We start from the raw sequence: 16603 nt of genomic DNA on the forward strand, positions 1-16603 counted from the left end.
CAGGGCAAGCCCGACTGTGGGGTGAAGTCCAACATCAAGTCGCTGCCCGGCGTAATGACAATTCGCGGCTGCGCGTACGCCGGCTCTAAGGGCGTTGTCTGGGGGCCGATCAAGGACATGATTCACATCAGTCACGGCCCCGTCGGCTGTGGCCAGTACTCGTGGGGCTCGCGCCGCAACTACTACGTCGGCACGACAGGCATCGATACGTTCGTCACGATGCAGTTCACTTCCGATTTCCAGGAGAAGGACATCGTGTTCGGCGGCGACAAGAAGCTCGACAAGATCATCGACGAGATCCAGGAGCTCTTTCCGCTCAACAGAGGTATCTCCGTCCAGACTGAGTGTCCGATCGGTCTGATCGGTGACGACATCGAGGCAGTCTCAAAGAAGAAGAGCACGCAGTATGGGGGGCACACGATCGTGCCGGTACGCTGCGAGGGTTTTCGCGGTGTGTCGCAGTCACTCGGCCATCATCTTGCAAACGATGCGATCCGCGATTGCGTGTTCGACCACGTCGATCCGAACAGGCGGCCCGCACTCGAGTCGACACCTTACGACGTCGCGATCATCGGTGACTACAACATCGGCGGCGATGCGTGGTCAAGCCGCATCCTGCTTGAGGAGATGGGTTTGCGCGTCATCGCGCAGTGGTCGGGAGATGGCACGCTTGCGGAACTCGAGAGTACGCCGAGATCAAAGCTCAATCTGCTGCACTGCTACCGGTCGATGAACTACATCAGCCGGCACATGGAGGAGAAATATGGCATTCCGTGGGTCGAGTACAACTTTTTCGGTCCGACAATGATCGAGAAGAGCCTGCGTGAGATCGCGAGCCGGTTTGACGACACAATCAAGGCGAACGCCGAAAAAGTGATCGCTAAATACCGCGCGTTGATGGATGCAGTCATTGCCAGGTATAAACCGCGTCTGCAAGGCAAAAAGGTGATGCTGTTCGTGGGCGGCCTGCGCCCGCGTCACGTTATCGGGGCGTACGAAGACCTTGGCATGGAAGTCGTCGGCACCGGATATGAGTTCGCTCACAACGACGACTACCAGCGCACGACGCAGCATGTTGAAGACGGCACGTTGATCTACGACGACGTGACTGGCTATGAATTCGAGAGATTCGTTGAGCACACGCGGCCGGACCTCGTCGGCTCGGGCATCAAGGAAAAATACGTCTTTCAGAAGATGGGTGTCCCGTTCCGGCAGATGCACAGCTGGGATTACTCGGGCCCCTATCACGGCTACGACGGCTTCGCGATCTTCGCGCGCGACATGGACATGGCGATCTCGAGTCCAGTCTGGGGCCTCTCGAAGGCCCCGTGGAAAAAGGCTGCCTGAGCGCAACCGGGCGTTAATGGCATAACGGTGCCGACAGACGGCTGTTCAGATTATCGATTCAGGAGCGAGTCATGCCCCAATCCACCGACAACATTCTCGATCACGAACTGCTCTTTCGCGAGCCAGAATATCAGGCGCTGCTTCGCAACAAGAAGGAAAACTTCGAGTTCACTCATCCTGATGAGGCGGTGAAGCAGGTCGCCGAATGGACCAAGACTGAGGATTACAAGCAGAAGAATTTTGCCCGCGATTCGCTGACTGTGAATCCAGCAAAGGCGTGCCAGCCGCTTGGCGCCGTCTTCGTGGCTAACGGTTTTCACAAGACTCTGCCGTTCGTGCACGGCTCACAGGGCTGCGTGGCTTATTATCGCTCGCATTTCTCGCGACATTTCAAGGAGCCGACGTCGTGCGTCAGCTCGTCGATGACGGAGGACGCAGCGGTGTTCGGCGGGCTGAACAACATGATTGACGGCCTCGCGAATGCGTACAATCTGTACAAGCCCGAGATGATTGCCGTCTCGACGACATGCATGGCAGAGGTGATCGGCGATGACCTCGATGCGTTCATCAAGAACAGCAAGCAGAAGGGCAGCGTACCGCAAGACTATGACGTGCCGTTCGCCCACACGCCCGCGTTTGTGGGCAGCCACGTGACAGGCTACGACAATGCGCTATTAGGCATCCTGAAGCATTTTTGGGACGGCAAGGCTGGCACTTCTCCCCCGCTCGCGCGCGTGCCGGACGACACCGTGAACTTTATCGGTGGATTCGACGGTTTCGTGGTCGGCAATATGAAAGAGATTCGACGGATCTTCCACCTATTCGGGGTGAAGGTCAACATCATTTGTGACCCGTCCGAGACATGGAACACGCCGACCGATGGCCAGTTCCGGATGTACCAGGGCGGTACAACCAAAGAGGAGGTCGAGCGCGCGTTGAACGCGAAGGCAACGTTCGTCTTTCAGGAGTTTTGCTGCGAGAAGACGAGCAAGTTCATCGCCGATCACGGCCAGGAAGTGATCTTGCTGAATGCGCCTGTCGGCGTTGGCGGGACCGACCGCTTCCTGATGGAGATTTCGCGCGCGACCGGCAAGCCAATTCCCGCAGAGCTCGAAAAGGAGCGCGGCCAACTCGTCGATGCCATGGCGGATAGTCAGGCGAACCTGCACGGCAAGCGCTACGCCCTTTATGGCGATCCGGACCAGATGCTCGGGTACACGCAATTCCTGCTTGAACTCGGCGCGGAGCCGGTGCACGTGCTCGCAACCAACGGCAACGAAGGCTGGGCAGAGAAGGTCAAGGCCCTGTTGGATGCATCGCCATACGGTGCAGGATGCAAGGTCTATCCCAAACGCGATCTTTGGCACCTGCGCTCGCTGCTATTCACGGAGCCAGTGGACTTCCTGATCGGCAACACATACGGAAAGTATCTGGAGCGCGACACCGGGACACCCCTTGTGCGGCTCGTGTTCCCCATATTCGACCGCCACCACTATCATCGCTACCCGACTTGGGGGTATGCCGGCGGATTGCGAATTCTACTGGCGCTGCTGGATGAGTTCTTCGAAACACTGGATGCGAACACCATCGATATTTCGAAGACAGACTACAGCTATGATATTGTGCGCTGACGTCGCGTGGTCCTCACCTAGATGCCATATGTGAGGGCAGCGGCGGTTAGAGAGTAATACGGGACTCGCACACCCGTTCTCTGCGAAGGGGCACGCAAATGGACACGCCTGACCCAGTCCACCTCCAGTACGTGGCTTTGGAACTCGACGAGAAGGACTGGAGGCTCTCACTGGGTGATGGACAGTGCGTGCCCAGCCGCTCGGTGGCTACGTCGAAATTGTCTGTTGCGCCGTGCGCTGGTATTGCCGGTTTCAGTTTCTGCTCGACATCGAGGAGTTGTTGTTCGAACGGGCTGTTATTGTCCGCTACGAAACCATTCGACGTAGGTGCGACATGTTCGGCGCGGGCTTAGCACGGCGGGTCAACGCGGCTCGCCGTAGGGCGTGCAGTTGATTTACATCCTCCGTTTCGCCTGTAATCGCGAGCGCAGCGCGCTGGCGAAAATACCTTCGCTTCGTCATCTGGAAACGCGCAGGTACATGATCTGCCAGCGGCTTAACTCGGTTAGCGGGCCGCGCCAACCGACTCTGTGCGCGGCATATCAACAGCGCCGCCACGAGGAAGCTGAAAATGTCGATGCCGTGACACCTTAATCGTATTCTTTGGCCAAGGTTGCTTTCAAAGAATGAAGAAGACGAATTCGCTCTATCACGGTCGCCGTGTCGCTGATAGATCGAATTTTTCGAATCTCGTCACTTACTCATCTTGAGGGTGGCAATATCATCGCGGCCTAACTATCAGGCAGGCTTGCTTTTATTACAGTTCCGGTGCCCGGCGAACTGACTATTTCGATGTGGCCGCCGAGCATCAGGACGCGTTCTTCCATTCCCACTAGCCCAAAGGACTTCTTTCTGGCAGCCAGGACGTCGAAACCTTGACCATCGTCGCTTACTTGGAGAAGGTAGGCATTAGCCGTCCGCTCAAGCGTGATGACCACCCTCGTGGCTTCCGCATGACGGGAGACGTTGGTCAGTGCCTCCTGAACCAGGCGAAACAGCACGATGGCCCGGTCCTCGTCCATTGCGATGTTCTCATCGTGCACGAGCAGGCGACACGTTACACGTCGATTATGGTTGAACTCGGCGGCAAGCCACTCGAGTGCGGCTACAATGCCTGTGTCCAGCGCAGCCGGGCGTAGCGACGTGATGACGCCCCGTACAACTTGCATTGTTTGGTCCACGAGAGAAACCAGTGCCTGCGTCTGGTCGACAAGCTCCGGACAATCAATGCAAAGTTTCATTCGCAAAGCCGAGAGCCTTAGGCGAAGTGCTGTGAGATGTTGCCCAAGTTCGTCGTGCATTTCACGTGCAATACGTTTGCGCTCTTCTTCGCGAGCCGTCTCGCGACGCGAGGTGAGTTCACGTAGCATCTCATACGATTCCCGCAAGCGGTGCTCCACTTCCTTTCGCTCTGACAAGTCGACCACGAAAGCGACACCTTCTTTCCGACTGGATTCGAAGGCAACTCTGCCAACCATAACAGGTATACGGCTACCGTCTTTTCTAATGTATTCCTTTTCGGACGGCTGCACGCGCCCCGTGTGCAAAATTTGCTCCAGAGCCTCTTCGGTGGTCTCGCGCCATTCCTGCGGCGTCAGGTCTCTCCAGCGAATGCGACCTGAGACGAGGTCCTCGCGCTCGTATCCCACCATACTCAGAAATGCGTCATTGGCCTCGAGAATGTCGCCATTAGCGTTCCACACGATGACGCCGATGATGTTTGCGTCGACGAGACGACGGATTCTAGCTTCGCGCTCCGTGAGGTCCTCGTACAAGCGAGTGTTCTCAAACGATGTTGCTGCCTGTGAGGCCAGAAGGCGAAGCACTGCGATTCGAGCTGGAGCGAATGCGCGGGTGATCAGATTGTTTTCGAGATAGAGCACGCCCGTAAGCTTGGCCTGGTTCATCAGGGGCAAGCAGACGATAGAACGGACCCGATGCTCGCGGATGTAGGGATCCGTGCTAAATGCGGGGTCCTCCGCAGCATCGTCGAGAATGACGCTCTCCCCGGTGCGTAAGACATGGTACAGCAATGATTCGGGCATTAACGTCGCATTAATGGGCATAGTGCACAACTGCACGCGAGGCATGTTGCCGTCCGTTGTAGCTTCCGCCGCTATCCATTGTTTGTCGACGTCCGGTAGGATGAGCACCCCCCGCGCCGCGCCCGCCTGTTCGATCGCCGTGCGCATGACCGTATCGACCAGATTGTCCAGGACGATCTCGCCTGAGATTGCCTGCGACACTTTGATCACGGTAGCGAGGTCCAATTGTTCGATGGGCGCCCCGATAGTGGTAGTTGGCATCGGCGCTAGCTCCTCCCCCATGAGATGCGGAAGAAGGTCATCGAGTTGTCGCACCTTGCCCGCGGCACCCCACCGCTGGTAGGCTTGTCGAGCCTCCTTGGCATACATGCATGCGATCTTCTCAAAACCGCGTGTCGAGTAGAAGCGGAAGGCGAGTTCGTTAGCTATAGCTTCGTTATGGACAAAGCCATTAGCGCGTGCTGACAGGATGGCTTCTTCAAAGAGCCGCATCGCGTCAACATCGCGATTTTCCAACCGGGCAATCTCGGCACCGACCAACGCCACGCGGTTAGCGAAATTTGCCGGGCAGATCTTCGACCATATTTTCAGTTGCCGGTGATGCGCGACTACCGTGTCCTGATAAATCTGCCGCTCTCCGGCCGGAACGTGATCGCAATGTGCCGCTCGGGCCAGCGCACTGTAGAAGTGATACTCACAATCCTCCAAATGCGACGAAGACGTCCAGAGCAGTCGTTGCGCCGTCCTTGCGGCGTCAACAGCTTCCGTGTAGTTGCCGGCAATATAGCGTGCCTGTAATTTCCTGATCCAGTACCAGCACGCAGCCGTTGCTAGCGCGGGATTGCCCGACAAATGCTGCTCGACACGGAGTTCCTTGAAATTGCCGTCATCGAGGCGTCCAAACCGGAGCGTCGAGCCGCGGAGCATTCGAATTAGCGCGAGCTGTGTGATCAGGTTATCGACGACCATGCCGAAGCCCGTCTTTTCGGAAAAGACCAGGCCCTGTTCGACTTCATGTTCCACCGCGCTTAATGGCTCGCCGGCAAAGAGCAGGTTGGAGATGACATGGCAGCATGTGTAGGCGGCAGATGGTAGGTCTCCGGTTCGATTCGCCGCCTTGAATGCAGTATCGAGCACCTGATTGCTCATCCGCATGTGTTTCGTCCAGCGCGCGACGTAAAGCGCATAGCAAAGATACGTGACCGCTTCAAAACGCTTGAGGCCCCGTTGTTCGACGAGTTTGTAGCCGAGATCGCCAAACTTGAACCCTTCTTGATAGTCGTTAAAACGCGGTCCGGCTATCCGTGCAAACATAACATAGGCGAAGGAGGACGCGTCGCAGTTGCCATGCTCCAGGCTGAGACTGACCGCTTTGCATATCGTCAGGGAAGCCAGATTCGCGTCCGTGAACCATGCTGGGCGCAAGAGCTTGCTCAGCACATCGGCCGTCGAAAGGAAATCTGGGTCCTTCATTAGCGGCAAGTCGATGAGGTCCTCTATCGTACGACCCCCAAGCCGGCTCCAGATCCGTTCGTACTCCCGTTGTACGTCTTCCTCACCCGGATGGGCGGACCAATGGATCCCGATGTGACGGAGATGGTCGAGGCAGACGGCGACCGCACGATCGCTCTGGTCAAGAGTCAGATAAACGTCCATTTGCAGGCACATGACGAGCGCCTGTTCGACTGTACGTGTTGCGCGAAGTGATAGCATTTTCAAGCGTTGCTCCGCGATCGACAGTCTCCCGGTCAGAAATTCGCATTCGGCTCGAGTTAACTCGAGTGTAAAGATAAGTTCATGCTTGCGCTCCCAGCAATCGTCGGCTAGGAGTTGCGCACCCATGATGAGATAAGTGAGCGCTGATTCATAGGCCGTCGACGCCTTGGCGCGCTGGCCGGCTATCAGGTTGAACTCAGCGAGTTGGTCGCGTTCCTTCTGGGAAGCGACCAGCGCTGCTCCTCGGTTGAGTTGACTGACGATATCGAATATCGCCTGCTCCCGCTTCTCGGGAGGGGTTTGTGTGGCGAGCAGGCGCCCGATACGCAGATGGACCTTTGGACGCAAGCCATCCGGGATCAGCGAATAGGCAGCTTCCTGCACCCGGTCGTGCGCAAACCTGTATGCGTCTCCCAGATCATCGACAAGCTCCTTGTGTACTGCTGGTGTCAGCGACGCTCGCACACTTTGCTTGGTTTTTCCCAACACTTTCGACAGAATCCCGATCGCCGCGGTATTGCCGAGACAGGCGAGCAGTCGCAATGCCCGCCGTGTTTCGGCAGGGAGGCGGGTCAGCTTTACGACCATCAGGTCTGCCACGTTGTCCGTGTAGCCCTTTGCGCGAATGTCTGGCAGACGCCACTGCCAACAGGCCATGTCGTGATCGAAAGTGAGTAAATCCTCGTCGACGAGTGCGTGTAGAAATTGAATGATGAAAAACGGATTGCCGCCAGTCTTATCATGTACGAGTTGCGCAAGCGGCGAGACTCGTTCCGGCGTTGCATGGAGCGCTTCTGCTATCAATCGCTCCACGTGCTCGCGAGTGAGCGGTAGGAGCGGGATTTCGTCAATCGCCGCGCCCATTTTCCTGACCGCATGAAGCTTATTCATCAGCAGATGATTGATGTCTACCTCGTTGCTTCGATACGCGCCAATAATCATCAGATATTTCAGATCCGGGCAGGTTAGAAATTCCTGCAGCAGGTCCAGCGTCGCGGTATCGAGCCATTGGAGGTCATCGAAAAACAGCACCAACGGACGTTCCTGCCGGGCAAAGACACCCGCGAACCGCCGGAAGGCAAGCTGGAAACGGCGTTGTGCCTGATGCAGATCCAGTTCGGGGACGGGCGGCTGGTTGCCGATGACAAGCTTAAGTTCGGGGAGTAGGTCAGTCACGAGTCGCGCGTTTGGCTTCAGTGCCACCATGAAGGCATCGCGCCAAATCGCCAGTTCCGTCTCACCCAGAGTGAGAAGCCGGCGCACCAGATCACGAAAAGCCGGCAGCAGTGTCGAGTATGGTATGTCGCGCTTGTATTGGTCGAACTTGCCCGACGCGAAGAGTGCTCGTAACGGCACCAGCACCTTCTGTAGCTCATTCGCGATCGCGGACTTACCAATGCCCGAATAGCCGGAAACCAGCACCAGTTGCGGTGTGCCCTTGGCGACGACGCGGTCAAACGCCGTGACCAGAGCGTCGATCTCACGTTGCCGACCATAAAGTTTGTTAGGAATTAACAGCCGATCAGGCGTGTCGTGCTCGCCGAGGGTAAAGACTTCGATGTGTCGCTGTCGCTGCCAATCGGTAAGACAACGTCGCAGATCACGCTCCACGCCAGCCGCTGTCTGATAGCGCTCCTCGGGCGTTTTGGCGAGCAGCTTCATAACTATTTCCGAGACAACGGGCGAAATTGTTCCCTCCCGTGCGCTGGGCGCCATCGGCTTGCGAGCAACGTGGCAGTGCACCCATTCCATCGGGTCGGCCGCGCAGAACGGCAATACACCGGTGAGCATCTGATAGAGCACAACGCCGAATGAATAGAGGTCGCTCCGGAAATCAATCGAGCGATTCATTCGCCCCGTCTGTTCGGGTGCCATATATGCCAGCGTGCCGGCAATCGTTTCAGGTGGCGCTGGCGACTGACGCTCGCGGGGCAGTTCTGAAGCAATGCCGAAGCCGGTGAGCCGCAAGAGACCGTCCGCGCAGTTCACCAGAATATGAGCGGGCTTGAGGTCCTTGTGGACGAAACCGCGCTGGTGGATTTTGCCCAGCGCCTCGGCAATGCCGATGGCAACGTGTAAAACAGTTCCCATCTCCATCGGCGCGCCAATCACCTGTTCGAGCGGCTCGCCGCCCGGGTCTTCGAGCACCAATACAGTCCGGTCTTCTCCGCGAATCAGATCTACGGGCCGTACTGCCCACGTGCCATTGAGCTGCTCCTTCAGCTCGAATTCGTGCGCAAGACGAAGGATGGTGTCGGCTGAGGGATTCGCCGCCGTGGTCTGTACGATCAGAACGCTATCGCTGCCGCGAGATTGACGAACTCGACAGAAGACACGGTCCGCGTCCGCCCATAGGACTTGGCGGTTGTTTCGTCTTTCGGAAAAGCGTGGAACGTTCATTTACCGCACCCAGACTCCAAGCCGGTCGAATCAGCAATTATGCGCTGCACCCGGCAGGTATCGCACCTATAAAATGTAAGAAGAAACGAGAAACGGACGAGATTGGGCAGAACACGCTATAAAGAGAGCGGTAGTGCCAAGACGACCGAACATGCACCGGTGCGAAGTTACGGCGTTGGCGCGTTGTGTTGCCCAGTCCGTTTAATAGCATGGTCCGTGAATCGTTGGTGACGGCGGCGAGTGCCGCGTGCCGGATTTCGTTGGCGGGGGCGAGTCGAATACGGCGCTTCCCATGGCGTTGCCGTTCACAATAGTGATGCCAACGATGGCGATAAGCAAGCGCGAAGACAGCGCTAAGGTGTTTCCAAACGCGTTGGGGATCGAATATTGGAGGCTTTGGTGACGGGCTGACCGTACCCAGGGCAGCCTCTGATGAGCCGGTACGTGAGTGCCTGATAATGACAGACGATCTTACGTGATCGCCGACTGGCTGCTGGTGCCCTGTGGTGTCGACGCCGTGGCGCTCGAATCGACGGAACGCTACTGGATAAGGTTCTGGGAGGTATTGTCACGTTGAGTCGCGCAGGATCTGGCGATGCAGAACAGAAAATGCGCTTTGTCATGACCATCGCTTCCCGGCGATCATCGTCACCAGTTGCGCCGTGCGCCCGTACTACCGGTTTCAGTTTAGCCCGCGCGACATCGAAAAGCTGTCGTTCGAACAGGGTGTTGTCGTCAGCTACGAAACCATTCGACGTTGGTGCGACACATTCGGCGCGGGCTTTGCTCACCAGTCAAGGTACGCGCCGTAAACCAGGCGCCCCGTGGTACCTCGACGAAAGTGTGTCACGAACACATGTGAATCCCTTGTGCTGTACTGAAGGTGGGAGTGAACCTCCCCGGAGTCGGCTTGCAGTAGCGGGCTTCAAACCGCCCGGTTCTACTGCGTTAAAAAGGTATGGTGGTGAGCGACTGCGGAAAGGTAATCCATCAGGGTGACAGGTCCGTGTTGAGACGATGTGCGAAAGCAATTCGTTCGATGACGCATCGTTATTATAGAGTGCTAAAGCGCTGTCAAAACACGGAGGCGTTTCGTCGCTCCAGGATGGGTCAGGGCGAGAGCTGCTTGCGGACGAGCCGGCACCTGTCAGATCAACAACACCTCCCAGCGCTTCCGCTGTACCGCGCGGCCTGCCGTTCCTGAAAGAACTGTTCGTAACTCATCACATCCCGGTCGGGATGTGTCCGCCTCATATGCGAGACATAGGTCTCATAGTCGGGCAAGCCGACCATCAACCGCATGGTCTGGCCGAGATAGCGCCCTGCGTTGCGCACGTCGTCCCTCAGTCCTGAGAACATCACGGCCTCCGATCAGTTGGTGCCACCTGTACGCTGGCCGGCGGGCAGCATCTCGAACGGCATTTCCCGATCAGTAGCACGATCGGCGCGACGAGCACGCACGCCAGCAAGCGCCCCATACACGACAACAGTGACAACGACGAAGATGAACAGCCCAGCAAGCGCCGCGTCGATATAGTCGTTGAAAATGACGCGATGCATCTGCGCAATCGACTTCGCGGGTGCGACGATCTTGCCTGCATCGGCAGCTGCGCCGAGTTTCGCCGCGTGCGCGAGAAAGCCGATCTTCGGGTTGGCGTCGAAGATCTTCTGCCAGCCTGCCGTCATCGTACAGATCAGCAGCCACACGGTCGGTACCAGCGTGACCCATGCGAAGCGTTCGCGCTTCATCTTGAATAGCACCACCGTGCCGAGCACGAGTGCAATTCCTGCAAGCATCTGGTTCGAGATGCCGAAGAGCGGCCAGAGCGTATTGATGCCGCCCAACGGGTCGACGACGCCTTGATAGAGGAAGTAGCCCCACGCCGCGACGCAGAGCGCAGTAGAGATCAGATTGGCTGGGATCGAATCTGTGCGCTTGAGTGCAGGATGGAATGTGCCGAGCAGGTCTTGCAGCATGAAGCGGCCGGCGCGCGTGCCCGCGTCGACCGCCGTCAGAATGAAGAGCGCCTCGAACAGGATCGCGAAGTGATACCAGAATGCCATCATCGCCTGACCGCCCATCACCTGATGCAGGATCTGCGCCATACCCACGGCGAGTGTCGGTGCGCCGCCTGCGCGCGCCACGATGGTCGTCTCACCGACGGCTTTTGCAGTTTGCGTCAGCATCTCCGGCGTCAGCACGAAACCCCATTGAGACACGGTGTGCGCCACGGCTTCAGGCATCTCGCCGAGCACCGTAGCAGGTGAGTTCATCGCGAAGTACACGCCGGGCTCGATCACGGCCGCTGCGACCAGGGCCATGATGGCGACAAAGGATTCCATCAGCATCGCGCCGTAGCCGATGAAGCGCGCGTTGGTTTCGTTATCGAGCAGTTTCGGCGTCGTGCCCGATGAAATCAGCGCATGGAAACCCGACACCGCTCCGCAAGCGATGGTGATGAAGAGGAACGGGAACAGGTTGCCCGACCAGACGGGACCTGTGCCGTCGATGAACTTCGTCAGCGCCGGCATTTTCAGCTCTGGTGCGACGATCAGAATGCCGGTTGCTAGACCGAGGATCGTGCCGATCTTCAGGAACGTCGACAGATAATCGCGCGGCGCCAGCAGCAGCCACACGGGCAGCACCGATGCGATGAAACCGTAGCCGATCAGAATCCAGGTGAGCTGTGTGCCACTGAACGTGAACCATGCGGCCAGTGCTGCCGAATCGTGTACCTGCTGGCCGAATACGATCGATGCCATCAGCAGCACGAAGCCGATCACCGACACCTCACCGATGCGACCCAGGCGGATAATGCGCGTGTAGATGCCCATGAAAAGCGCAATGGGAATCGTCGCGGCGACCGTGAACGTGCCCCACGGCGAATTCGTCAGCGCCTTGACGACGATCAGCGCCAGCACGGCAAGAATGATCACCATGATCAGGAAAGCACCGAACAGCGCAATTATGCCAGGGACTGTGCCGAGCTCCATCTTCACGAGATCGCCGAGCGAACGTCCGTCGCGGCGCGTCGAGATAAAGAGCACGATGAAGTCCTGCACCGCGCCCGCGAAAACGACTCCTGCGAGAATCCAGAGCATGCCGGGCATGTAGCCCATCTGCGCGGCGAGCACCGGGCCGACGAGCGGACCCGCGCCGGCGATGGCCGCGAAGTGATGGCCGAACAGCACGTACTTGTTGGTCGGCACGTAATCGAGGCCGTCGTTGTGCCGCACGGCGGGTGTCATACGCTGGCCGTCGAGCTGCACGACATGGTTTGCGATGAAGTGGCTGTAGAAGCGGTACGCGATCAGATAGACGCAGACGGCGGCGATCACAACCCAGAGTGCGTTGACCTTTTCGCCATGCGTGAGCGCGATGGTACCGAACGAGAACGCGCCCAACAGCGCGACTGCCGTCCACACCAGAAAACTGGATGCCCGGTTCATAGGAGTCTCCAATATAGTTTTACGAACACCCGTCAGCGCTGCTGGCCGGGTCCACTGCGGCTCGTTGTGCGGGTGCCGCGCATGGTCGAAGATGTGCCATGCTTTGGGCGTGTAGTATTCGTCTTCGTCCAGTGCGACACAAGCGCACAACCACGTAACTGTGCTACGTAGTTCTACGTAGCCTGCCCGACCGGTTTTCCAAGATGAAACTCAAAGCGAAGATATTTCTGCTCGCTGTCGTGCCATTTCTCGTCGCAATAGCGGGCATTGCATTCGGCGTGCGCCATCAGGCGACGTCGCTTGCGAAGGTGCAGCACGACACGACCCAGTTGGCCTATATGGCCAGCAAGAAAATCGAATTGCGCAATTATGTCGATCTCGCGTCGAGCGCCATCAAGCCTCTGTACGACGAGGCCGGCAACAACGCGCGCGACGATGCCTTGCTGCGCGACCGCGCACTCGCGATGCTGGAGAAAATGGACTTCGGCCCGGACGGCTACTTCTTCGTCTACGACATGCACGGCCGCTCGTTGATGCACCCGCGCGAGCCGAATCTCGTGGGCCGTGACTTGTGGACGCTGCGCGATCCCGCTGGGGCGCTGACCATCCAGCAGTTGCTCGGCGCGGCTGCACAGGGAGGCGGCTATGTGCGTTATGTGTGGCATCGTCCGTCGACCGGCAAGCTCGCGCCGAAGCTCGGCTATGTCGTGCCGCTACGGCGCTGGGGCTGGATGCTCGGCACAGGAATCTATCTGGACGATGTTGATACGACGCTCGCACGCATCGATCGGCGCGCATCGGGCGATATTGACCACACGATGATGTGGATCGGCACGATTGCGCTTGCCGGGCTCTGCGTGATTGCCGTCTGCGCGCTTGTGTTGAACGTAAGCGAGCACCGCAGCGCCGACGCCAAGCTCAAGCGTCTCGCGCAGCAGGTGGTGGAGTCGCAGGAAAACGAACGGGCGCGGCTGTCGCGGGAACTGCACGACGGCATCAATCAGATGCTCGTGTCCGTCAAGTTGCTGCTCGAATCGGCGCTTGCGCGTCTCGAACTGAGCGCAACGCACGTCCCGCCGGCGGAAGCAGCGCTGTCCATGGGTATCGCTCGCCTCGCCGATGCGCTGCGCGAAGTGCGCCGCATCTCGCATGCACTGCGTCCTTCGATGCTCGACGATCTGGGCCTCGCGGCGGCGCTGGAACAGTTGACGCGCGAGTTGAGCGCGCAGAGTCAACTGGTGATCGGTTTCACGCAGATTTCCCACGATCACGCCGCGCACTTGCCCGATAGTGTAAAGACGGCGCTATTTCGTATCGCGCAGGAAGCGTTGACCAATATTCTCCGGCACGCACATGCGACCCGGGCGGCATTGGCGCTCGAAGTATCGGGGAGCAAGATCACTCTCTCTATCAGCGACGACGGGCGGGGCTTCAATGTTGAACGCGTACAGTCCGATCTTTTTAGGGGCATCGGTCTGCGCAACATGCGTGAGCGGCTGGAGGCGCTCAACGGCAGCCTGCAACTAGACTCACGCGCGGGTCATACAATAGTAACGGCGACCGTGCCTCTTTTCACGCGCGGCCCGCTTCCGGAAAAACTGCAGGTGAAACGTTCATGAACTATCCAACGGGCGCGGCGCGCCTCATACTTGTCGATGATCACCGCTTGTGCGCGACGGCTTGCGCGCGCGGCTCGAGGCTGTGCCAGGCTTTGCCGTCGTCGGCGAAGCGGGCAATGCGGAACAAGCGCTGGCGCTCGCGGCCGCGCAGGAGCCTGACCTCGTGCTGATGGATGTCGGCATGAAGGGCATGAATGGAATTACGCTCGCCGCGCTGTTTCATGAACGCTTTCCTGGCATACGCGTGCTCATGCTGTCGATGCACGACAACGTTGAGTATGTGACCAAAGCCGTTCGCGCCGGTGCGCGCGGCTATGTTTTGAAGGATTCGCCGGGCGCGGAAATCATCCGCGCGATCGGTGCGGTTCTCGATGGGAAGACGTTCTTCAGCGAAGGACTTGGCGCGCGGCTCATCCATGCATTCACGATTCGCGATCCTATGGAACGTTTGACACCGCGAGAGCGCGACATTCTCGACCAGCTGGCCGAAGGGCTGTCGAGCAAGCAGATCGCACAGCGCAGCGGTCTGTCAGTGAGAACCGTTGAAACGCATAGGCTGAATCTGAAACGCAAACTCGAAATTGATGGTCAGGCGGAACTGATCAAGTTCGCCGTGGAGCACCGGCGCTCAAGTTAGGTCGACCGCCCGGAAGGGCGGTATTGCGCGAATCGGACAGCGGCGATACATGCGCGTTTCAGCACGTCCCGCTGTGTAGGGGACTTTTGCCCGACGATCTCGAGACCCGCCTCCTGCAACGCCGCAATAGCCGACCACGACATCAGCCGCACGCGCTTGCCTTTAAGACGCCCACGGCGATGCGTGCGCATGCGAAGCCCGCGCCGAATGTCGCACCTACGTCGAATGGTTTCGTAGCTGACGACAACACCCCGCTCGAACGACAACTTCTCGATGTCGTGCAGCCTCAACTGAAACCGGTAGTACGGGCGAACGGCGCAACTAATGACGATCGCCGGGAAGCGATGGTCGCGACAAAGCCCATTTCGTGTCCTGTATCGCCAGATGTTATCCGACTCACTGAGCAACGTGACGGTGACCACGAGACCTCTAGCCGCAGCCGATTGGAAGCGTCAGAATTTCCCGAGAGAACGGAGGCATGAAGCAACGCCATATAAGGATTCTCGCCCATCGTCGCATGCTCTACGCGCAAATGGGTGGTCAGGATTTCCTGACGCGCGAATCAGGATGTCTCGCATCGGTTTACAGTTCACCCTGACAGCGTTGTTAAACCAGTTAGGCGAAAATGGGGCATTGAAAACGCCAAGCCGAGCACGAAGTGTGACGATTGCCTATCTTTCGGAGCGTGAGAATAACGTGGAACAGATCAACTTGATCTGTCTGCGTATGTTCGACACATGGTGCAAGGCGCGCAATGTGACAGCGCTCACATATCTGATGCATTGCTGGCCGATGATTGACAGCACGCCTGCCGCGCTGAGATGTTTGGGCGAAACAATGCGCAAATTGCGGCGCTACCACACGGACCAACTCGACGAAAATGGATTTCGCGCGCTTTGCGAAATGGCGGATATGATCGACGATCTGATCGAACGCCCGGCGCCCGTAGTGAACCTGATGGCAGTGGGCGAGTCGCCGGAAAAGGACAGTTAACGGCGCAAGCGGAGGAGCGGGGAGAAACAGGCAAAACCGCAGGGAAGAATTCGGCAAGACGCAATGAGGTTGGAGCGACCGCGCGCAGCGATTCATCGGACTCGTCGGAACCCTGGCAGGCGCGGTAAGCTGGTCTTCGAGTTCGAGTGCAGAATAGGATAGCTAAACGGCGGAACTCTCGAAGAATATGGCTCTCGACAGGTTGGACGCGCGTGGAACGGTTCGACTACGTGGGGCGCTGCAGTGGAACTGCGGCTTCTCGCGACGGTGCTCGCCATCAGCTGCGCGATCAGGCTGATCCTGGCGATGTAGCACCACTATCTCGTGCACCGAGTGAAGGACGATGCCAAGCAGATTGCCACGCTGTGTGTCGAGGTGACGGCCTCGAATCTCCATCGCGATTTCGCGCGCACCGCGCTCGTCATTATGGTGAACAAGGTAGTCGATGCGTTCCTTCTCGCGCTCTCCAAGTTGTGCTTTCTTTCGCGGCGCGTCGCGCAGCATCTCGCGACTATCGCGCGCTGCTAATCGGCGGATCGTTTTCGATCGGCAGCACGCGGGGCGCGGGCACCATGGTTTCCATTCACATTCCGCTCGATCGCGGACCGAACATGATCAGGATACTCATTGCAGACGATCACGCGATCGTTCGTGGCGGACTCAGGCAGATCATCGCAACCACGAGCGATATCGTCGTCGCGGCGGAAGCGGTGCAAGGGAAAGAAGTGATCGACAAGCTGCGCAGTGGCGTCGTCGATCTGCTGC

9 protein-coding genes and 4 pseudogenes are annotated in these 16603 nt (G+C 58.3%); 9 read left to right on the forward strand and 4 right to left on the reverse strand.

What is annotated here, in order from left to right:
• The 3 genes and pseudogenes from nifD to BN2476_RS49200 form a co-directional block, all read left to right on the forward strand.
• On the forward strand, positions 1-1347 hold a 1347-nt coding region (gene nifD, locus BN2476_RS44550; protein WP_087740454.1), incomplete at its 5' end, for a nitrogenase molybdenum-iron protein alpha chain.
• A 71-nt stretch (positions 1348-1418) separates the two neighbouring features.
• Positions 1419-2978 (forward strand): nitrogenase molybdenum-iron protein subunit beta, encoded by a 1560-nt coding sequence (gene nifK / locus BN2476_RS44555; RefSeq protein ID WP_087740446.1) that lies wholly within the window; start codon positions 1419-1421, stop codon positions 2976-2978.
• A 184-nt stretch (positions 2979-3162) separates the two neighbouring features.
• Positions 3163-3360, forward strand: a pseudogene (locus BN2476_RS49200) (hypothetical protein); the annotation flags it as partial.
• A 349-nt stretch (positions 3361-3709) separates the two neighbouring features.
• Here the strand turns inward: BN2476_RS49200 and BN2476_RS44565 are convergent.
• Positions 3710-9139 carry an AAA family ATPase gene (locus BN2476_RS44565; RefSeq protein WP_087740448.1) on the reverse strand — a complete coding sequence of 1810 codons (5430 nt, stop codon included), beginning with the start codon at positions 9137-9139 and terminating at the stop codon, positions 3710-3712.
• A 587-nt stretch (positions 9140-9726) separates the two neighbouring features.
• Between BN2476_RS44565 and BN2476_RS49210 the strand changes: the two are divergent.
• Positions 9727-9979 (forward strand): annotated as a pseudogene (locus BN2476_RS49210) (IS6 family transposase); the annotation flags it as partial.
• Between the two features lie 312 nt (positions 9980-10291).
• Here BN2476_RS49210 and BN2476_RS44575 read toward each other — a convergent pair.
• A complete protein-coding gene (locus tag BN2476_RS44575; protein ID WP_087740450.1) occupies positions 10292-10498 on the reverse strand; it encodes a YbdD/YjiX family protein in 207 nt (68 codons plus the stop codon).
• A gap of 12 nt (positions 10499-10510) precedes the next feature.
• Positions 10511-12589: a carbon starvation CstA family protein gene (locus BN2476_RS44580; protein ID WP_087740451.1), complete on the reverse strand. Its 2079-nt coding sequence runs from the start codon at positions 12587-12589 to the stop codon at positions 10511-10513.
• 203 nt (positions 12590-12792) lie between these two features.
• Here BN2476_RS44580 and BN2476_RS44585 point away from each other — a divergent pair, with 203 nt between their 5' ends.
• Together BN2476_RS44585 and BN2476_RS44590 are read left to right on the forward strand one after the other, a co-directional pair.
• Positions 12793-14208, forward strand: coding sequence for a cache domain-containing protein (locus BN2476_RS44585; RefSeq protein WP_087740452.1), 1416 nt, complete (start codon positions 12793-12795; stop codon positions 14206-14208).
• Positions 14205-14845 (forward strand): annotated as a pseudogene (locus BN2476_RS44590) (response regulator). Before BN2476_RS44585 ends, BN2476_RS44590 begins: the two are co-directional and overlap by 4 nt.
• Before the next feature lie 190 nt (positions 14846-15035).
• Here the strand turns inward: BN2476_RS44590 and BN2476_RS44595 are convergent.
• A pseudogene (locus BN2476_RS44595) lies at positions 15036-15231 on the reverse strand (IS6 family transposase); the annotation flags it as partial.
• A gap of 340 nt (positions 15232-15571) precedes the next feature.
• On the opposite strand from BN2476_RS44595, the gene BN2476_RS44600 reads away from it, so the two are divergent.
• The 3 genes from BN2476_RS44600 to BN2476_RS44610 form a co-directional block, all read left to right on the forward strand.
• Positions 15572-15838: a hypothetical protein gene (locus BN2476_RS44600; protein ID WP_227747237.1), complete on the forward strand. Its 267-nt coding sequence runs from the start codon at positions 15572-15574 to the stop codon at positions 15836-15838.
• Between the two features lie 333 nt (positions 15839-16171).
• Positions 16172-16366: a hypothetical protein gene (locus tag BN2476_RS44605; protein ID WP_087740453.1), complete on the forward strand. Its 195-nt coding sequence runs from the start codon at positions 16172-16174 to the stop codon at positions 16364-16366.
• Between the two features lie 83 nt (positions 16367-16449).
• A partial coding sequence (locus BN2476_RS44610; RefSeq protein ID WP_143811248.1) for a response regulator occupies positions 16450-16603 on the forward strand: 154 nt, incomplete at its 3' end.

Source organism: Paraburkholderia piptadeniae (genome assembly GCF_900007165.1).
Taxonomy (GTDB): domain Bacteria; phylum Pseudomonadota; class Gammaproteobacteria; order Burkholderiales; family Burkholderiaceae; genus Paraburkholderia; species Paraburkholderia piptadeniae.